A 22,069-nucleotide genomic window follows, 5' to 3' on the forward strand; every position below is an offset into this window, starting at 1 on the left:
TTATCCCTTTAAGCTTTCTAAATACTTCATCACAGATTCCAAAATATCTTCTTCATCTTTGCTTTTTGCAGCGATAGTCGTTTTCTCGCCTTGTAAATCTACAAAAGTGATATTTTGTTGATAATTTAGGATATTTATTATTCCTTGTTTTCTTGCTTTTATTTTGATGACAATTAAAGCAATGAATTGTTTGGTATAAATATCTAACGCCCCAAAACGCTCTTCAATCTCTGACTCAATCCCATATACTGCACTTTCTTCTTCGCACCTTGAAAGTCGGCGGTAAATCTCTAATCGCAACTTCTCTGATGCAATCAACTCGGGATTTAAAAACGCTGTAACACTTAATTTTACATCAATATTTGCTTTTTCTTCTTTGATATTTCCGCTTAATTGATAGATAGCTTCTTCTAGCATTCTTAGATAAAGCGAATAACCGATATTTTTGATATGCCCACTTTGTGCCTCGCCTAGCAAGTTTCCGCCTCCCCTAATCTCTAAATCATGGTAAGCCAAAGCACCACCACTTCCTAGATAGGCGTTTTTTTCTAATGCCAAAAGGCGTTTTTGTGCTTCTTGTGTGATAGAGCTTGAATCTTCTATCAAAAAATAGCAAAATCCCTCTTTGCTCCCTCGCCCTACTCTCCCTCTTAGCTGGTGCAAATCTGCAATGCCAAAACAATCACTTCTACCCACCAAAATCGTATTTGCATTAGGGAGATGAATGCCTGATTCAACAATAGAAGTGCAAAGCAAGAGATTGAAATTGCCTTTTGCAAACTCCATAATGATATTTTCTGACTCTTGTGCTTGGATTTGAGAGTGCAAAATCGCAATTTTGAGATGGGGCAAAATAGTCAAAATTTCTTCTTTTTTTTGATTGATTGTAGAGATATTATTGTGGATATAAAACACCTGCCCACCGCGTCTTAGTTCTCTTAGTATCACTTCTTTGAGTAAAGAATCGCTATATTCTTTGACAAAAGTCCTTGTGGGTAATCTTTGGCTTGGTGCTTCTTTTAGCTCACTTAAGCCTTTGATATGAGAGAGTGCCATATTGAGAGTTCTTGGGATAGGTGTAGCTGACATAGAAAGCAAATGCGTATTTTGAGCGATTTCTTTGATTCTTTCTTTTTGCTTCACTCCAAATTTATGCTCCTCATCAATCACAATCAAAGCAAGATTCTTAAAACTCACATTCAAAAGAGCGTGTGTGCCTACCACTGCATGAATGGTGCCATCTTTTAATCCCTCTAAAATCGCCTTTTTTTCTTTTGTGCTGATATATCTATCAAGCCTTGCAATCTTAATCCCAAACGATTCAAAACGCGATTTAATCGTCAAATAATGCTGATAGGCAAGTAAAGTCGTAGGCGTGATAATGGCGGATTGATACCCGCTTAGATAGCTTACAAACATCGCATTCATAGCCACTTCTGTCTTGCCAAAGCCCACATCACCACTTAAAAGCCTATCCATAACCCTACCGCTTGATAAGTCCTTAAAAATCTCTTCAATAGCTTTGCTTTGGTCTTTTGTATAGACAAATCCACTTTGATTTTGAAAAATCAAAATTTCCTCTTTATTGGTATCCAAAACAATGCCATCAATTAGCTCTCTTTTGGCAGCTAGGGCGATAATGCCATTTGCGATGACAAATAGTTTTTCTTTTACTTTTTCTTTTAATCTTGCAAACGAACCTTTGCCGAGTTTATCTAATATCGGAATCCCACCATCAGCGATATATCTGTCGATTCTATCGAGATTTTCCACAGGCAAAAGCAGCTTGTCTTCCCCCAAATATTTAAGCTCGATAAAGTCCCTTGTAGCACCAAAAATATTTGCTTGCACAATCCCATTAAAAAGTGCCACACCATAATCAATATGCACCACATAATCGCCAACTTTAAGTTCATCAATGAGGATTTTATTGGCAAATTTTTTCTTTTGTTTGGTTTTGGTATTGAGTGACAAAATCAACTCATCTTTGCCCAAAATCCAGATTCCATAATCTTTGCCCAAAACCAGCTGATATTCTTTATGCTCGCCCAAAGAGATTCCAGCCTGTCGTATTAGGCTTTCAGTCTTTGCAATAATCGTGATTTTTTTGTTTTTGTGAAATTCTAAAAAAGTAGGAATATTTCTAAAAGCACATTCAAAATCTTCATAATTTTGGCTAACTTCTATACTTTTGTGCTCTAAAATCCGCTTTAATAACTCTTTGTTTTGCTCTTGGAAACTCAATAATTCATCCAGCAAACCTTGAATGTTGGGTGCTTTGAGATAAGGGTAAATTTCTAATAAATTCTGTTTTTCTTCCAAAAACCAAAGCCCATAAGCTGCGATTAAATTCCCTTGATAATGTAAAGAATTTTCGATATTGGCTTCTTGGATTTTACTCAAAAGCTCTTCATAGGATTTGGCACTAAGATTAAAAAAGGCAGGAAGAATCTCGAGTTTTTCTATTTCTTCTTGAAAGCATAACTGCGTTTGCACATCAAAAAATCTAATACTTTCAATTTCATTACAAAAGAGTGAAAGGCGGATAGGATTCTCATAATTTGGCAAAAATAAGTCAATAATATCTCCCCGTATTGAAACCTCGCCGCTCATTTCTACCAGCTCTACAAACTCATACCCAAAATGTAATAAAGTCTCTTGAAACTCTCTAAGCTCCAAACTCTCCCCAAAGCCAATGCTAAACCCCTCTAAAGCCTCTAATTTTGGCATAGGATTGAGCAAAGTTTGCAAAGGGGAAAAAAGGATTTTTGGTGAATTTGCCATATAGAAGTTTTTAAGCGTGTTTAAAATCTCTCTAAGCTCCTCTTGATAGCTTCGCAAATCCTCCCCAAAAACAGCTCTTAAATCCTCCAACACAAAGGATTGTATTCCCAAAAAACTAGCTACATCTGCCAATTTTTGTGCGTCATTTTTGTCCTTTGTAAGGCAGATTAAGCCATTTTGGTATTTTTCTTGAAAATCCCTTAAATGAGTTTTGAAAAATTCATAAAAACTACTTTGTATCACCTACATTCTCAACTTTTTTTGGTGTATTGCTAGGAATATTTTTGCTTTTATCAAAAGAATGTTTAATCTCATTATCTTTGTGTGTAATGCTATGTCCGACAAATTCTGCAGTTTTTTCGATGATAAGCTCTCTTGCTCTCACTTCTCCTTCGATTCTGCCTTGTGGAAGAATCTCAACAATAGCACATTCGCAATTCCCCATTAGCTTACCACTTACCACTAAATGTTCTGCATTAATACTTCCATTGACATTGCCACTTTTGCCAATTACCACATTGCTTTTTGCGATGATACTGCCCTCCAAGCTCCCATCAATATGCAAATTGCACTCGCTTACAATATCTCCTTTTATTCTTGTTCCCTGCGAGATAATACTGGTGTTTCCCGAATTTCCGATAGTTTGTTTATCATTGTTAGTAAAGATTGCCATTTTATGTTTTTCTCCTTTTCAAAAATTTGCGTGTAATCCCGCATAGTCCATTCAATAAATGGCTTTGGATTTAAATCGCGTCCCAAATAACGAATCTCATAATGCAAATGCGGTCCTGTGCTTCTCCCGGAATTTCCAGAATAAGCAATCAACTGCCCTCGTCTCACAAAATCACCGCGTTTCACGACAATTTTGCTTAAATGTGCATAAAAGGTTTTAAATCCAAAGGAATGTTCTAATTTTACCATAATTCCATAGCCACCATTATAACCTGTGCTAGTAAAATCAGCCACTCCATCAGCAGGTGCATAAATAGGGGTACCAATAGGCATTCCAAAATCTATACCTGTATGAGAATGGGTGCGTCTTAAGATAGGATGCAACCTTGAACCCCAAGAAGCAGTAATTCGGTATTCCCCTCTAATGGGCGCACCATTTGGTATAAGCTGCATAACAAATGCTTTTTGAGCACCTGTAATGCTTGCTAAATCTACTCTTTCCATTAGGCTTAAATCTTGCTCATAAACCTGCTTATCTATCCCTACAATTCCCTCTAAATCCTCTATTTTATCAGAAACTTTTACTAATTCTTCGGTTTTCTCATCGATTAAAGCCTGTAATTGCTCATTTTTTTCATTGATTTTTAAAAATTCTTGCTGCATTAAATCGCGTTTAGTTTCAATCTGCTTGACTTCTTTTAGCAATAATTGAATAGAAATCGCACTAAAAAAGAAAATCACCACAACAAATAAAATAACATAAAGAATAATTTGCTTAACATATTGATGGATATTGTATTGTTTAGAACCATTAATATCTGTAATCGTTACAACAAAGCGATTCTTCATATTTTACTTCTTTTGCAAAATTCACTCACCACGCTAAATGAGCCACATACCAAATATTTTTCATCATCTTTAATACTTACAAAATCACTAAATTCCACTCTCAACTCTCTTAAAATATTTTTTAATTCTTCTTTTGGAATTATGCGGGGGTTATCCACTTCCATAATTTCTATGCGTTTGATAATAGGTTTTAAGATACTTAAAATTTCTTTTGGGTTTTTATCAAAATACGAATTATAGACTAAAACATATTTTTCTTTGCTAAAATTTTGCAAAATAGCTCTTGCTCCACTTGGATTGTGCAAAACATCTAGCCAAATATTGTGTGAGATTTTTTGCATTCTCCCCATTAAATCCAGCTTTGCCAAAGATTCTAAAGCCATATCAAGCCCTAATGCCTTAAGCCCAAAATACGCCAAAGTTAGATTTTCTTCTTGATATTTTGGGTAGGCGTGTTTTTTGCAATACTCTTTAATAGATGACAAAATATCTTGTTTTTCCAAAATCTGCAAATTGGCTTGTTTTTCTTGTGCTATTTTTTTGGCAAGCATAACAATCGCTAAATCACTTTGTATTCCCAAAATAGCCTTTTTGCTCATTGCATTAAGTTTGGTTGTAGCAATTTCTTCTATGGTTTCTCCCAAAAACTCTTGATGGTCAATTCCAATGTGCGTAAAAAGCGTCAAGTCTCGCTTAAAACAAGTTGTCGTAGAATCAAACTCCCCTCCAAGCCCCGCTTCCAACACCAAATAATCACAATCCCCAAAAACCCTAAAAGCTAAAAATGTCAAAACTTCAAAATAGCTTGCTTCTTTTAATAATGTAAAATCCAGCTCCAAAAATGCTTTTTGTAAAATCTCATCGGCTAGATTCTTGCCATTAAGCCAAAAGCGTTCATTGAAATTGAGTAAATGCGGCGAGGTGAAATGCCCTACATTAAAGCCTTTTTGATAAAGCATTAAGGCTAAAAATCTCCCTGTGCTTCCTTTGCCATTAGTCCCGATAATATGAATCACTTTAAGCTTTTTGGGAAGTGTGAGATTTAATAAAGCTAGAATCTCTGGAGCGCGTTTTGGCTCAAAAGGTGCATATTCCTGCCCTTTTTTGTCTAAAAATTCCATTAAAGCATTCACAAGATTCCTTTATTGTCTTTATTGTTTTGAAAAGATTCAAGGGTTATCTCTAGCATTTTTTGCATACTCTCTTCATCTTCGCGATAAGAAATTTGCGCACTAAGCTCGATATGGATACGCGTTTTTTGATACATAAAAATACTTTTTTTGACAATTTCGCTCAATGTTTGGATAAAATCTATCGCTTCTTCCTTGCTTCTATCTAGCAAACACGCCAAAAACTCCTCTTTGCTATAATACGCAATCAAATCGCTTTGTGTGCTATATTCTTTTAGCAATCTCCCAAGTGTCGCCAAAATCCGCTTTCCTGCTTCACTCCCAAAAGATTCAACGATTTTGTGATAAGAAACTATACCAAATACAATGATTGAATAGTTTTTGTGGCTTTTTTGGTATTCTTCTTCGGCAAATTCCAAAACCTTTTGCATTCCCTCTTTGCTAATTAGAGTTGTCATAGAATCAAGTGGCAAAGCATCGCTAGAGTGGTATTGAAGGGTATTGTGATTATTTGGACTTGAGGTATTTGCATTTAGATTTTTCTTCAAAACCTCTTCTAGTTTGGACATAATTTTTGGAGTTTGTGCTGGAATCTTTTGCTCTTTAAGATATTCTTTAAGCTCACATTGCCATTCTTTAAAATCCAAATTATCAATTTGAAACTCACTCATCATCGCCAAAACTTCACCCTCTTTGCCAACAATTTCTGGAGTTTTTCTAACCTGCTCATTCCACCTTTCTTTCCATATTTGCATATTTTGCAAATTAGAATTATCAAGCTCTAAAAGCTGTCCTTTGGCAAGTGAGCTAATTTCCTTTTGCGGACAATTAGCAAGAAGTCGCAAAAGAATCCTAAGTATCTCTAATTGTGTAGTAAAGTTCTTTTTGTAAAAATAAAATTGATTAAGCATTCTCACAAGATAAATAATCCATTCATCTTTGTTTTTAAATTCTTGACTTAAAAGAGTATCTTTTATTTCCTCATCAAGCACAGATAGCATACTTTTGAGTGCAGAATTTTCCTCTCCGATTTTAATACCCTTTTTTCTAGCATAATTATAAAATGCCTCTGCATAAGCATCTGGAGTTGGACTTTTCCCCTCTCTTAAAAGCTGTTTTAATGCTTCCCTAGCGATATTTTGGATACTTTGCATTAAAAGGTTTCAATTCCTACTTGTGAAATAAACCCATCAAGTGCTTGAATAACCGCTTCATCAATTGCTTCTATTCTTGCAGAATCTGTAATAATAGAGGAAGTTCCAAGCGAGAAATTATAATAGCCTTTTTTGGTAAAGATTCGAGTGCTTTGCGTGATTTGATTGGTGTATTTAAACTTAACCACCGCTTCACAACGATAGAAAGTTGCAAAACCTGTTGTGTTTTCTGCCAAAGAGCTAAAACTCACGCTTTGCAATTCTACTTCTATGATAGAAGTTGCTTCCTTTTTATCTACAACCCTAGCATGCAATCGCTCAAAAATGCTTTTGGAGATTTCATCTTTGAGTGTTATGCTATTTTGAGGATCTCTAAGAGAGATTTTCACTTCTACAAAGATCTTGCCACCAAAGGCTTTATTAGCTTGATGGGCTATTGGCTGATAACCACAACCAACAAAAAATAAACAAGCCACCAAAGCATAAAGAAAATTTTTCATTATCCCTGCACCACAAAATTAACTAATTTATTTGGCACAACAATCTCTTTGGTTATGTTTTTCCCCTCCAACCATTTTGCCACCTTTTCTTTTGCAAGGCTTAAAATCTCTTCTTTGCTTGCGTCCAAAGAAGTTTCAATCTCATCTCTTCGTTTTCCATTGATTGTAATTGCAAGAGTGATAGAATCTTCTTTTAGGGCATCGTTATCTATTGAAATAAATTTAAAATTTTCAAGCCCAAAATACTGCTCACTTAGCTCCCAACAAATATGAGGAATGATTGGCTCTAAAATATGCAACAAGATAAAATAACCCTCACTCCAAACTGCTTGATTGTCCTGCTCACTCAAAGCATTCAATGCTTCCATACAAGCAGCAATTAATGTATTAAAGGCAAATCCATTCTCATGGATAAAAGTTTCATTTGATTTTTTAAGTGCTTCATAAACCTTTTTTCTAGCATATTTTTCGGCTTTTGAAAGTCCTTTTGTATCAATTTCTGGTAAAGATTCCATTTTGGAGGCATTCTCTATTTTTGCACTCAATCTTTTAATAAACCTAAAAGCCCCCTCTAATGCAGAATCATTCCACTCTAATTCCCTCACTGGCGGAGCAGCAAAAAGTATAAAAAGCCTAGCGGTATCTGCTCCATATTGCTCAATGATTTCTTGAGGATCAACTACATTGCCTTTGGATTTACTCATTTTTGCACCATCTTTTGTAACCATTCCTTGCGTCAATAAATGCAAAAACGGCTCACTTATTTTGGTATATCCCAAATCTCGCAATACTTTGGTAAAAAATCTTGAATACAATAAATGCAAAATAGCATGCTCAATCCCGCCAATATACTCATCAACTCCCATCCAATACTTTTCATCTTCTGGGCTCAAAAGCATTTTGTCTCGCAATTCTTTGGGCGTTGTGTAACGCAAAAAATACCAACTTGATTCTACAAAGGTATCTAGTGTGTCAGTCTCCCTCAAGGCTTTATTGCCACATTTAGGACAAGCGCAATGTTTCCAGCTTGAATGTTTATCAAGTGGATTCCCCTCTCCATCAATCACTACATCTTCAGGCAATGCCACAGGCAAATTGTCCTTATTTTCAGGCAAAATTCCACATTTCTCACAATGGATAAGAGGGATAGGAGTCCCCCAATATCTTTGTCTTGAAACACCCCAATCACGCAATTTAAATTGTATTACCGCTTTTCCTAGTGAATTTTTTTCAAAATATTCGATAATTTTTTCTTTGGCGATATTTGAATCCAATCCATCGTATTTACCAGAATTGATGATTTTTCCGCTTTCACAATAAGGCAATGCTGTCTCTTCCCCCTCTTTTTGGATAACCTGTTTAAGAGGCAAATTGTATTTTTTTGCAAACTCATAATCCCTTTCATCATGGGCAGGGACACTCATTACCGCTCCACTTCCATAATCCATTAAAACAAAATTTGCTACCCAAAGCGGTATTTTTTCGCCATTTAGAGGATTGATTGCGTAGATTCCTAGAGGCACTCCCCTTTTTTCTTGTTGAGATCTCTCACGCACAGAAGTGTTTTGCATTTTTTCAATTTCATCTTTTATATTGAGGCTTAGTTCGTTATTTGCAATCAGTGTTTTTACCAAAGAATGTTCTGGTGCCAAAGCACAATAACTTACCCCAAAAATTGTATCAGGGCGAGTCGTAAAAACCTCCAAAGAATCAAACTCTCCACATTTTTTTTCTAATGCAAAAGAAAAACTCAATCCGCGAGATTTTCCAATCCAATTTCTCTGCATTGTCAATACTTGATTAGGCCATTTGCCCTCCAAAGTATCCAAATCACGCAACAATTCTTCGGCGTAATCTGTGATTTTAATATAATATTGATACATTTCTTTTTGGACTACTTGAGTATCACAACGCCAACATTTTCCTTCAATTACTTGTTCATTAGCCAAAACCGTTTGATCATTAGGACACCAATTCAAATAGCCTTTTTTGCGGTAGATTAAGCCCTTTTCCCACATATCGATAAATAAAGATTGCTCCCATTTGGAATATTCCAAATCACAAGTAGCTAACTCACGCGTTTTAGAAAAGGAAAATCCCAAAGAATAAAGTTGATTTTTCATATTTTCTATATTTGCATAAGTCCATTGTTTTGGGTGAGTTTTGTTTTTGATTGCTGCATTTTCAGCAGGCATTCCAAAAGCATCCCAACCAATAGGGTGCAAAACATTAAAGCCTTGTTTGCGATAATTTCTTGCAATTGCATCGCTAATACAATAATTCCTCACATGCCCCATATGAATATTTCCACTCGGATATGGAAACATACTTAAAATATATTTTTTAGGAAGATTTTTGTCTTCTTTGGGTTCATAAGCATTAGTTTTTTCCCAAAATTCTTGCCATTTTTTCTCGATTACTTTTGCATTATATTCCATTAGTTATTCCTCAATTAAAATCATCATATTTTTTTATACTCTCAATTGCAAGAAAAATAATAGAAACAATATTAGCAACCAATGCTCCAAGTGCGAGTGCCACTGCAACATTAGCATTATTTAAAACTTGCATATAAATAAAAGCAGGTATTAAATGCAAATCTGCCACCAAAGAAGCCGCCATTAATTCAGCAGACATATAATTCCTAACCCCTATTTTTAGAATGGTAGAAATGATATTTACTCCTCCGGCTATAAAAAGCATTACAATATTTTGCTCCCACAAAAATCCAATGGTAGAGGTCAAACTCATCAAAACAAAAAAGATATAAATTACCTTGCCCCAGTCCATAAAAACCTCCTATAATCTTCCTCTCTCATACATTTCACGCATTTTCTTTTTTTCTAATGCTTTGCGTTCATTTTCTACAAGTTTTTGGTGATATTTTTTCAAATCAAAACCTAAAAGCATTACGAGTTTGCTTGCAACAAAAATCGAGCTATAACTTCCAACAATAGAACCAACCAACATAGGCAAACTAAATCCTTTGATAATCTCACCACCAAACAAATAAAGCGTCAAAACTACAAAAAACACTGTCAATGAAGTTAGCATTGTCCGAGACAAAGTTGCCGATAAGGCTTCATTAACCACTGCTTTTAAGTCATTGCTCGCCTTTACACTCATAGTTTCGCGGATTCTATCAAAAATAATAATAGTATCATTGATAGAATAACCAATAAGCGTCAAAAGTGCTGCAATGACTTCCAAACTCAAATCAACATCAAACAAAATAACTGCCCCAGCAGCAATCACAACATCATGCACCAATGCCAAAATACTTGCCAAAGCAAAACGCCATTCATAGCGATAAGCAACATAAACCATAATCGAAATCAAAGCCAAAGTTAATGCCAAAATCCCTTTTTCTTTTAGCTCATTTCCAACTTTTGGTCCCACTACATCTACACGGCGTATTTGTAAATCCCCTGTATCTTTGAGTAACTCTGCGATTTCTTCACCAATGTTTTGATTGACATTAGAAGTTGCAACCGAAAGTCTAATTAATATCTCTTGTGGGCTTCCAAACTCGCTTACTTGTGCGCCCTTATAGCTTTCAACACTCTCTAATTTTTCTCGTATCTGTGCTAATGGTGCAATCTCTTTGTATTGAATTTGGACAATCGTCCCACCCGCAAAATCTACTCCCAAAGTAAATCCGGGCTTAAAAAACAAAAACAAAGAACCCACAAATAAAATTGCAGAAAGTATAATTCCATAATTTGACCATTTTACAAAATCATAAATTTTATTGTGTCTAAAAAATTCCATTATACTTTCCTTTCTTTATATCCAAACCAAAGAGCATAATTACCGGATTTGATAATTCTATTTTGCAACATTCTAAAAATACCATGAGTTCCAACAATAGCAGTAATAACAGAAGCAACAATCCCAATACTCATCGTAATAGCAAAGCCTTTAATCGCTCCTGTCCCACACATATAAAGCAAAACAGCAGCTATCAAAGAAGTGAGATTAGAATCAAAAATTGCCCTTGAGGCATTAGCATAACCATTTTCCATAGATTTAATGAAATTTTCTCCAGCCCTAAAGCCCTCTCTAATCCGCTCATTGATAATCACATTTGCATCCACAGCCATACCCACTGTAAGAATGATTCCAGCCATACCCGGCAAAGTTAGCGTCGCACTAAAAAGCGCCATAACAGCAATTACTAATAAAATATTTACCACCATTGCAAGATTAGCAATAATTCCAGCAATACCATAATAAAATATCATAAATACAATAACAAGCACAGCCCCGCTAATCAAAGCTATCATAGAAGCCTTAATGCTATCTGCCCCAAGACTTGGTCCCACACTGCGTTTTTCTAATAGAGTAATGGGTGCAGGCAAAGCACCGCTTCTTAGTGCAATAGCAATATCGCTTGCTTCTTGCACGCTAAATCCACCACTAATTTGCCCACTACCACCGCCGATTCTCTCACGAATCACAGGTGCAGAATACACTTTCCCATCTAGCACAACTGCCATACGATTCCCGACATTCTTCCCAGAAAAATCCCCAAAAATCTTGCCACCTTGTGCATTGAGCGTAAAATTAATAATAGGCTGTCCATTTTGGTCATAAGCAGCCCTTGCATCTGTTAGCATTGCACCATCTAAAATAGGGATAGCTTTAAGCAATATTTTTTGGTTTGGATTATTCACAAAAGGCAAAATCACATCTCCATAAGATTCCGCCTCTAATGGCGTCATTGTATTAACTCTTGCATTTCTTGCTTCATCAACAGCCATCATTTGCAAATGTCCGCCTTTAGAAATAAGCTCTAATGCCCTTTGTTCTTCTTCTTGAGTTTTAATCCCGGGTAATTGCACCAAAATAGAATCTTCCCCTTGCTTAGTAACACTCGGCTCAGAAAGTCCAAATTGATCCAAACGATTCCTAATATTTCCTATTGCTTGCTCAATTGCATAGTTTTCAATATTGATAATTTCTACTTCGGTGAAAGTAATAGTATATTTCAAATTATTTTCACTCACATTCAAACCTTGTATTTCTTTAAGGTAATTATCAATTTTTGTCTTTTCATTCGAATCTAATAATTCAAAACTCACACTATCTTCTTGAGCGCTTAACCCATCAAGCAAAATTTGTTCTTCTAGAGCATAAAAATTTATCCCTGAAGCCAAAGAAGAATAACGCGTTTTAATCGCCTCTTCTGTTTTAACACCAAGCAATAAATTTAATCCACCTTGCAAATCAAGTCCCAAAGTAATTTTAGGTCCTTGTGTCTGAAAAATAGAAGGGATAGATAGAGCAATCCCAAACAATGCTGCGATGATGAAAAAAAATAATTTACTATTGAAACTTTTTTTCATAATTCTTATTCAGCCTTTTTGGCAACATAATCTTTTGCCAATTTTACAATCGTATCGTCATTTAAACGCACCATAAAATAATCTTCTTCGCGTTTTACTACTTCTACAATAAAACCACCACTTGTGACAATTTTGTCCCCTTTGTCCAAAGAAGCAATCATTTCACGATGATTCTTTGCCTGCTTTTGTTGAGGGCGAATAATCAAGAAATAAAAAATTGCAATTAAGACAATCAAAGGTAAAAGTTGTGTAAAGATATTTCCAGCATTTTCCATAAGTGCTAACCTCTCTAAAATAAAATTGAGGTGAGATTCTACCATTTATTTGTTAATTATTTACTAAATAAATCTGTTATTTTCTTTTGGAAGTAATTTCCACCCCAAACACAAATCAAATTCACACAAATAATTAGTTAATCTTATATTGAATTATTAGTTTATATCGAATGTTAATTGCATTGATTATCAGCTATTCATTACATTAGTTGCATTGATTAATTATATTAATTATTAGTTAGTTAGGTTATATTCCACTTATCAAACTATAGCCAAGCAAAAGAATAATGCCTAGCTTATTATTCAATTCAATATTAAAGAGAAACAAAGATTCTATAATTCTATAAAAGAATCTTTGATAAATGAAAGTTTATCTTGTAAAAGAATCTTCAAGAAATCAAATCTCATCTATTACAAGAAATCTAAGAAATCAAAGTTTAGCTTTATAATTCTAAGTCTATCTTGTAAAAGAATCTTTAGTATAAAGCTTATCTATAAAAATATCTTGAATAGATTAATCTCGTTTCTAAAGTCTTTTACAAGAATTTTCTCACTTTAAGAGTGAGTGTTCTACCACCACACTCCTAATCTAATATACCCCGAATGCGACTGAATCCTATCTGCAAAAATCCCATTATAATTCAACGAAATATTAGCATTCTCTCCCAATCCATAAGAAATTCCCACTTGTGCAGTTCCATAAAGCCTTTCTACATCAATCTCTTCAGTGATTTTAGTCCCCTCTACAGAAGCCGTCCCTTTAGCATCATCATACACATTATACAGCCCACCTACAGAAGCCATCGTTTTAAAGACATTATTCCATGCTCTCTGCCATCGAAGTGCTACACTCACATCAAAGAAATTCACATCTTGTGCAAAATAATGCTCCTTTGTCCCACTTCTATGAAGCAAACTAAAACTTTCCGTGCTAATCCCTTGATAACTCACCCCAATTTCAGGAGAAATCACCGAGTTATTAAAGATATTATAATAATTCGCCCCAAGTTTAATATCCGCACCATAATCATAAGAATCCAATTCTGACTTGATGACAAAATTCCCACTTTTATAAGTCTTGTAAATATCAGTTTGAGTGAAATCTAACCGCGTATTAGCTGAGAGATAATACTCACTCACACCCTTTCTTGCTAACACTTGATAATAAGTCAATCCACCATAATACACCTTATCATCAAAATCCAGCCTTTGCAATCCTACAGACTTATCTGCACTTTCATAGCCAAAATAAGCCCCTAAAATCCCATTTTCATTAGGAAGCTTGGATTGTATCCCAGCAATCACACCATTAGTATGGGATTTTAGCGTGCCTCTGCCCTCTTCTAATCCTACCGAAGAATACCGCGTATAAGGAAGCACGAAGTTAAAGATATTATCCCCTCCCTTATGATTGACAAAAATATCATCTAATTCCCTTAAAAGATCATTATGGGAATAAAAATCACTCCCTTGCTCTTGCAAATCAAGCCCTTGCACAGCTAAATCCTCATAATACTCCGCCACTTCCACAGAGTTATAAGGCATATTTTCCAAACTAGGCTGCTTAGAAACTTTTGCATTGGTAGCTTTTGTGCTAGGATTTTCCGCATTGGATTTTTTAGAATCAACCCTCCCCTCACTTGGCTTATCTGTAAGCTTAGAGAGATAGACTTCTTTAGCTTGTCTATAAGATTCTACTAAAGCTCTCTGTCTTTGTTTCTGCTCTAAAATCTCAAAATCTGTTTTGAAATTTTTCACATTCACTTCTCTTAAAATATTGCTCACTGAAATCTGCCTAATCCTAGCAGAATAAATCAAAGACGCCCCCAAAGTTTTACCAGAAAGCTCACTGACATTCACCCCCGTAGAGTAAGTCCCATCGCCATTATCTACCGCCTGCACGATATCATCAAACACCAACGCATCAAAAATTTCCTTATCTTTACTGCCATCATCATACATGGGATCACCATTTTCATCAATGATATAGTCGCGGTAGTTATTAGTCTCATTAGTCTTCACTCCATCAACTTGAATCGAATCTTGTGCGAAGTGGATATTCTCGGGGTTAAGACTATCACTATCCACAGAGACATAAGTATCCTTATTGCCTTGAATGATACTCGTCCATTTATCGACATAAGTATGAGAATTATCTCCGTCATTCTTAATAAGCCCTACATTGCCGCCTTCATTGCTAAGGTGCGTTTCCCCACCTCCTGAAGTAATCACTCCACCTAAATTCCCATTACCTGCATTATCAATCGTAACCTTTCCGCCATCATTGGTGATTCCTCCTTGCACCTCACCGCTATTATTCACTTCCGTAGTGGCATTATTGCTAAACCTCATACAGCTGACGATTCCACCGCTATTGTTAATCGCGCCGATATTCCCGCCATCTAGGATAATACAACCATTGATAGTTTTATAATTGTTCAGCTCGCCAATCTCTGATTTGTCCCCTACGACGCGCACATTCCCGCTAATCGTCCCATCATTGTGAATCAAAGTCGTGTTAATCGTATCTAGCGAGATGGCATCGTTTGCTTTGTCCTCCATATTACTTGAATCAAGCTGCCCTTTGGCATTGACGACCCCATTTGCCCCGATATGGATTTTCTCTATCACACTGCCACTTTGGGAAGTAATCTGCCCATTAATCGTTCCTTCATTGGTAATGATATTAATATTACCCGTATTATTTACCGCTTCGATAGTCGCGCCCTCGCCATTACCCAGCGCGATAATTGTGTTTTTGCTCGTGTTAGAAATCGTCCCAATACTTCCGGTATTTTGCAGCGTCGCGATATGCCCGTCGTTTTGCAAGCTACCGATACTTCCAGTGTTAGCAAAATTAGCGATAGTTCCCTCATTATTTCCAGCTTTTTCATTGGTAACTACACCACTAATCGTTCCATTATTTAGGAAACTTGTAATTACTCCGCTGCTTTGATTTGTCACATTTGCCATTGCGCCATTATTTACAAATTTTGTAATGGAATCCACATTGACAAAATCCCCCGTATGCGCGCCTTTGTGGTTTGCGAAGTTCTCTAATTTGCCACTATTAGTAATCCCCCCTTCCATCACACCATGGTTAATCAAGCTTTGCATATTTCCTTGGTTTGTGACATTCCCGCGGATTGTCCCGCGATTTTCTAATCCCGCAATGCTATTCCCCGCAAAGATTAAAGCCGAAGTGTTATCCAAAATCGCATTTTCTGCGATGATTGCAGAATCACTAATGCTTCCAGCTCCACTATAATTTAGATTTTTCTCTACCCTTAGTGCATTGATGATTCCAGCGTTTGTGAGTGTATTGCCCGCTTGGGAGTTGGTAAGCCCCGTAATCACACCTGCATTTGTGATAGCATTATTGCTTCCTGTGAGGCTCAAGATTCCATTGATATTCCCTTGATTCTCGACACTTCCGCTATTTGCTGTGAAATGAATCGCCGCATTGTTTGCATCCAGCGTGATTCCACTTGCCACTTTAAGAGAATTACTAATGCTCCCAACCCCACCATAAATGAGATTTTTTTGGACATCCAAAGTTCCGATATTCCCAGCATTATTTAGCTTTGTCCCAGCGAAATTATTTACAAGGCTTGTGATAGTTCCGGCATTTTGCAGACCATTATCGCCCAAGCTAGCTTGGATATTCAAATCCCCAATCGTTGCCTGCTTATGGCTAGAATCCCCATTGAGGATTCCCTCTACAATGTTTCCATTGACTTTCAAATCCCCGATATTCCCCGTATTTCGCAATCCTGCAACCGCGCCATTTACCACAAGATTATTAATGATTCCACTATCACCATTGCTAAGCAGCCCTGTGATACTTCCACTATTTAGCGTCGTAATGCTTCCTGTGTTATTTAGGCTAGCCAAAGTCCCGACATTGCTCACCACGCCATTTAAGATTCCACTATTGACAAACGCATTGCCCTTGCCATTGAGATTCAAAGTATCCTTAAGAGTTATCGTAGAATTTTGGTTATTAGTGAAATCCCCCGTAATGCTTCCAGTCCCACTATAAGCGATATTTGCACTATTTGTGAAATCCCCGATTGTCGCGTTATTTGTAATTCCATTTGTTACACTCACGCCCTTACCAATCGTCAAGCTTCCGATATTCCCCGCTGTGTGCGTGATTCCACCGACATTCCCAGTGACTGCTAGCGCACCCACATTCCCGCTATTTGCGATACTTCCTGTGATGCTTCCGGTATTTAGCGTTGTGATACTTCCAGTATTTGTGATTCCCCCTTGAATCACCCCACTATTTTCTATTTTACCGATACTTGCCTCATTGCTGATTCCAGCTAGAGTGCCGCTATTTGTAACGCTACCGATACTCGCCCCCGCAGCGTTGCTGATATCTCCGCTAATCGTCCCGCTATTTGCGATATTCCCGATACTCGCGTTTGCATTATTTGTGATTGCCCCATCGATTACGCCATCATTAGTGATATTCCCCATTTTGTCGTTATTTGTGATTCCACCATCGATAGTTCCGATATTTGCGGTGCCATTGCTCTCCACTTTATTGTGGATACTCTCGATACTCCCGCTTTTATTGGTGATTCCACCATAGATGATTCCGCTATTGTGGATAGCACTTAGAGTGTGGTTATTATTGAGGATTCCATTAGCCCCTGTCGCGCCATTTGTCCCGATAGTCCCGCTGTTGAAGATAAACGACGGCATTTCGCTATCAAGGCAACTATCTTTATCCGTGCAGACGCCTTGCAGATTGACTTGCCCCGTGATAGTCCCCCTATTATCCAGCGCGGCGATATCTTCGCCAAAGTCCCCGCTCACAAGTTCATTATTCACAAAGCCATAGATGATTCCACCTGTGCCGCTAAACTTCTTAATCTCGCCATTATTTTCAAAAATCCCAATCGTTCCGTTATTAGCAAAATCCGCAATCACGCCATTTGCCTGATTCTCCAGCTTGCCAATCACCGCGTTATTCTCATTGGTGAAAGTCCCCTCGATTGTCCCAGAGTTAATAAAGCTATTGATAGTCGCGCCTGTTTGATTCGTGACATTCCCGCCGATTGTTCCTTGATTTAGGAAGTTACCAATCAGCCCAGCATTTGTGATATTCCCTGTCACTTCGCCTTGATTCTCGATAGTAAATCCACTCATTTCACTACCGCTAACATTATGCAAGCTACCCTCAAGCTTCCCGCCAGTCTCGATAAGCACAGAGTTTTTAGAGCCATCAGCAAAGTTTGTGGTAATCGTGCCTGTGCCAGCATTCCCCGCGCCAAGCACTCCGCCACTTGCAATCGTCAGCGATTCTGTGATATTTCCATCCCCTGTGTAATCCACATCGCTATCCACGACAAAATTCTTAATCGCGCCTGCATTAGAGATATTACCCACAACGCTAGAATGCAAGCTACCAATCACGCCGCTTTGGTTATTTGTAAGCCCTCCACCGCCTTGAATCGTCCCGCTATTTAGGCTTACAATAGAGCCGCTATTTATGAGATTTCCTGTGATTGTCCCCGCATTGTTAGTATCACCGAGATTCCCAAGCTTCGCTCCACTTTCATTTGTGAAGTTTCCTTGCAATGTCCCGCCAATCCAAGAATCAAGCTCTTTTTGATTGACAAGATTCCCGATGATGATTCCCTCATTGGAAATATCCGCCACACTGCCAGCACCTGTGCCACCAAGTGTAAGCGTTTGATTCCCGCCGATTGTAAATCGCGTCGTATTTCCTTTAATCTCAAGCAATTTGCTAATGCTTCCAGAATCGCCGATATAATTTACATTTGCGCCCACGCTTAATGTCCCAATATCCGCCTCATTTGTGATTCCATTTGCCACACTCACGCCGCTATTAATCGTAAGCGTATCGATTTTACCTTGAGCGTTTGTGATTCCATTGACATTGCCAGTCGCGGTTAAATTTACGATACTTCCGCTATTTTCAATGCTTCCACTAATGCTTCCGGTGTTAAAGATTTTAATAGTAGAGCCGTCAAGATTTGCAATATTTCCTGCAATCATCCCTGCATTTTCAATCGTATTTGCATCAGCACCACTAGTGAAATCCACCTTAAGCGTGCCTGTGCCTGTTTGCCCGCCAGCCCCTGCAGTAGAATCATTAATCGTCAAGGTATAGCCAGCGCCGTTAGGATTCTTTTCAATCGTTAGCGATTCTGTGAGGCTTCCAGCATCTGTTATGGCTTTATCAGAATCCACCACCAATGCGCCGATTTTTCCTTTATTATCAATAGAGCCCGTAACCGCGCTTGTGCTTAGGCTATTTAAAGTCGCAGTCGCTTCGTTTGTCAAATTCCCCTGCAATGTCCCGCCAATCCAATCTGTCGTCGTAGCATTAGTAAGATTCCCGATAATCGTTCCAGCATTCTCGATAGCTTTCACACTTCCATTACCTGTGCCGCCAAGTGTAAGCGTGTTATTTGTCCCACCGATTGTAAATTGTGTCGTAGCCCCTGTAACTTTTAGTAACTCACTAATGCTTCCAGAATCGCCGATATAATTCGCATTCGCACCCACGCTTAATGTCCCAATATCCGCATTATTTGTGATTCCGCCTGTCCCGAGACTTGCGCCGCTATTAATCGTAAGTGTATCGATTTTACCTTGAGCGTTTGTGATTCCATTGACATTGCCAGTCGCGGTTAAATTTACGATACTTCCGCTATTTTCAATACTTCCACTAATGCTTCCCGTGTTAAAGGTTTTGATAGTAGAGCCTTTTTGGTTGTTTAGATTTCCACTAATAATTCCTGCGTTATTAATCGTTCCTGTTGCATCATCATTAAATAAAATATTAATTCCATTAGTAGAAGCATTTAATGTTTTACTGCCTGCAATATCCAAAGCATTAGTAATGCTACCGCTTCCATTATAAGTAACATTTTCTTGTAAATTCAAAGAACCGATATTTGAATTGTTTCTGATTCCACTAGCAATGTTTGAACCATTTTGAATGGTTAGAGTATTGATAATACCATTACTATCGTTTGTTAATGTTCCTATATTTTTATTGATAATTAAATTTGTAATATTTCCTTCATTTAAGAGATTATCTCTAATCTCTCCTGCAATTAAAACTCCTACACTAGCACCACTTGCATTGATGAAACTTCCTCGGATATTGCTTTCATTTTTCCATTCTTTAATTGCACTTGCATTTCTAAGATTCCCTTCAAAAGTAGAGCCTTGTTTCAAATCCAAAACAGAGCCGAAATCACTTCCTATGGTAATTGTTTCATCTCCATTTGCACCCATTTTAAGTGTTGCACCATCCTCAACTTGCAAAAGTGTATCTACTACACCACTATTATTAGAATCTATATAAGTGATTGTTCCTTTGGATACAACCAATTCATTAATCGTTCCACTATTAGTGATTGTGTTGTTAATATTATTTGTATTAGAAGTGATTGTGCCTATATTACCTTCAACTGCGTTTGTGATTCCATTTGTGATTGTTCCTTTTTCACTTAAATTAAGGTTTGCAATAGTCGCACTATTAGCAATTGTGCCGATAGAGGAAGTGCCTCCTAGAGTAAGAGTTGAGATTGTTCCTCTATTATTGACAATACTTCCGATAGAGGAAGTGCCTCCTAGAGTAAGGCTATCAATCCTTCCTTGACTACCATTATTTGCACTATTTCCAAGAGTGATATTTGCTATAGTTGAAGCATTTTGCAAAGATATTGTAGGGATACTTGCCACAGAATCATCTGCAGTGCCAATATTTAAATTGATAGCACCATTAATAGTTCCATTATTGAGAGTCATACCATTAGTAATAGTATTCTTATTAGCTAGTTCGATATTGCCCCCAACCTCTCCACCAGTGATTGTAATTTGATTGATTGTTCCAATACCATTACCTGCTAAATCCCAATTTGCAGAAATATTGCCACCAACTCTACCATTTGTAATATTAATAGAATCAATCCTAGCTCCACCCACTGCAGAAATATTATTTGTGATAGTTCCATTTTGGACATTGATACCACCAGTGATATTAGAGGTATGAGTCAAGGATATACTACCTATCAAACTTCCATTGTTAATTGCAATTCCACCGATACGAGAAGAATTTCGAGCGTTGATATTACCATCCAATGTTCCACCATTTGCAATGGTGATTCCATTTGTGATTCCTTGACTTGTATTGAGTGTGATATCTCCATCTAGTTTTGGAGTGCCATTTGCCCCACTACCACCCATATTAGAACCATCAATGAGTATTTTTGAAATGCGTGATGAATTATTTAGGGAGATATTACCTGTCAAACTTGCATTATTACCACTTCCACCGGTAGAATTTCCACCAATAGTGATAGTTCCAATAGTAGCAGAGTTAGAGAGATTGAAATTCCCTCTGATACTTGAATTATCATTCAAGGTAATATTACCTATTTGGCTTTGTCCAGACAATCTAAAAACATCTTTACTATAATCATGACTAATCACTCCATTTCCTGTGAGTGTTATTCCGCCTATTTGGCTATTACCCTCTATTTCAAAAATTCCTCGCTTATCATTTGAACCATTTATTGTCCCACTATTAATTATAGTTCCTATTTGCCCCCCTGCTCTTATGTAAAAAACTATATTTGAGCCTTTAATGGAGCCCATATTGTTTAATGCCGCCAAAGATCCGCTATTCTCAATACGAAAAGTTCCACTGATAACCCCTGGGAAATATAGATCAATGATTCCATTGTTTGTGATTGTGCCTGCTTGTTCCTCAATATAAATTAAAGAATTTTTACCAGAACCAGACCCTCCACTAGCAGTCTTATTAATAGTAACCCCTGAACTAATTGTCAAATTAGTTGCACTTCCTCTAGACCAAATTTCATCAAAAATAGACATTGTCACATTGCCAGTAATACATTGCCCATCACCATTTGTACAACCAGCAATACCCTTTCCAGTCCAATCCGCCACTGCTTGACTTGATAATGCTGAAGCCAAAGCAATAGAAATCGGAATTGTGCGGATAAAGGATTTTATTTTGCTAGAATTTTTGGATTTTGTGGATTTTTTAGATTGTTTAGAATCGCAAGTGCTTTTGGCTTTTTGAATCTTTTTAGGTTGTTTGGATTCTGATTCTTTGTTTGATTTTTGGGAAGTTTTGGAATCTAGTTTGGGACTAGATTCTAAAATCTTTTTGGATTCTAGATTCATTGAATCTTTGGAAGTTTTGGAATCTTGAATTTTTGATTTTAGAATCTTATTTGAATTTTTGGATTCTAATTTGGAATTAGAATCTTTTAATTTTGGGGAGTTGGATTCTAATTTTGCTAAATCTTTGGGATTAGATTCTAATTGTATTTTAGA

General features: G+C 37.0%; 12 protein-coding genes. All 12 read right to left on the minus strand.

Annotated elements, in window-relative coordinates:
• A complete protein-coding gene (gene mfd, locus JJQ98_RS08230; protein ID WP_151104755.1) occupies positions 1-3,027 on the minus strand; it encodes a transcription-repair coupling factor in 3,027 nt (1,008 codons plus the stop codon).
• A complete protein-coding gene (locus JJQ98_RS08235) occupies positions 3,014-3,457 on the minus strand; it encodes a bactofilin family protein (RefSeq protein WP_054195793.1) in 444 nt (147 codons plus the stop codon). The genes mfd and JJQ98_RS08235 overlap by 14 nt, the downstream gene beginning before the upstream one ends.
• On the minus strand, positions 3,376-4,305 hold the full coding sequence (locus JJQ98_RS08240) for a M23 family metallopeptidase (RefSeq protein ID WP_005022961.1): 930 nt from the start codon (positions 4,303-4,305) through the stop codon (positions 3,376-3,378). The genes JJQ98_RS08235 and JJQ98_RS08240 overlap by 82 nt, the downstream gene beginning before the upstream one ends.
• Positions 4,302-5,438 carry a Mur ligase family protein gene (locus tag JJQ98_RS08245; RefSeq protein WP_151104756.1) on the minus strand — a complete coding sequence of 379 codons (1,137 nt, stop codon included), beginning with the start codon at positions 5,436-5,438 and terminating at the stop codon, positions 4,302-4,304. Before JJQ98_RS08245 ends, JJQ98_RS08240 begins: the two co-directional genes overlap by 4 nt.
• Positions 5,435-6,589, minus strand: a complete 1,155-nt coding sequence (locus tag JJQ98_RS08250; RefSeq protein WP_151104757.1) for a diguanylate cyclase domain-containing protein — start codon at positions 6,587-6,589, stop codon at positions 5,435-5,437. The genes JJQ98_RS08245 and JJQ98_RS08250 overlap by 4 nt, the downstream gene beginning before the upstream one ends.
• Entirely contained in the window at positions 6,589-7,089 is a 501-nt protein-coding gene (gene lptE, locus JJQ98_RS08255; protein ID WP_054195790.1) for an LPS assembly lipoprotein LptE, read from the minus strand. The genes JJQ98_RS08250 and lptE overlap by 1 nt, the downstream gene beginning before the upstream one ends.
• Positions 7,089-9,527 (minus strand): leucine--tRNA ligase, encoded by a 2,439-nt coding sequence (leuS, locus tag JJQ98_RS08260; RefSeq protein ID WP_151104758.1) that lies wholly within the window; start codon positions 9,525-9,527, stop codon positions 7,089-7,091. Before leuS ends, lptE begins: the two co-directional genes overlap by 1 nt.
• Positions 9,528-9,537: 10 nt before the next feature.
• Positions 9,538-9,879 carry a DUF6394 family protein gene (locus JJQ98_RS08265; RefSeq protein WP_005022949.1) on the minus strand — a complete coding sequence of 114 codons (342 nt, stop codon included), beginning with the start codon at positions 9,877-9,879 and terminating at the stop codon, positions 9,538-9,540.
• Positions 9,880-9,888: 9 nt separating this feature from the next.
• Positions 9,889-10,860 (minus strand): protein translocase subunit SecF, encoded by a 972-nt coding sequence (gene secF / locus JJQ98_RS08270; protein WP_005022945.1) that lies wholly within the window; start codon positions 10,858-10,860, stop codon positions 9,889-9,891.
• Entirely contained in the window at positions 10,860-12,437 is a 1,578-nt protein-coding gene (gene secD, locus JJQ98_RS08275) for a protein translocase subunit SecD (RefSeq protein WP_065827723.1), read from the minus strand. The genes secF and secD overlap by 1 nt, the downstream gene beginning before the upstream one ends.
• A 5-nt stretch (positions 12,438-12,442) precedes the next feature.
• Complete coding sequence (yajC, locus tag JJQ98_RS08280; protein ID WP_005022939.1) at positions 12,443-12,712, minus strand: preprotein translocase subunit YajC; 270 nt, start codon at positions 12,710-12,712, stop codon at positions 12,443-12,445.
• A gap of 570 nt (positions 12,713-13,282) precedes the next feature.
• Positions 13,283-21,916 carry a hypothetical protein gene (locus tag JJQ98_RS08285; RefSeq protein ID WP_151104759.1) on the minus strand — a complete coding sequence of 2,878 codons (8,634 nt, stop codon included), beginning with the start codon at positions 21,914-21,916 and terminating at the stop codon, positions 13,283-13,285.
• Between the last annotated feature and the right edge of the window lie 153 nt (positions 21,917-22,069).

Origin of the sequence: Helicobacter pullorum NCTC 12824, assembly GCF_017979475.1 — a bacterium.
Classification (GTDB): domain Bacteria; phylum Campylobacterota; class Campylobacteria; order Campylobacterales; family Helicobacteraceae; genus Helicobacter_D; species Helicobacter_D pullorum.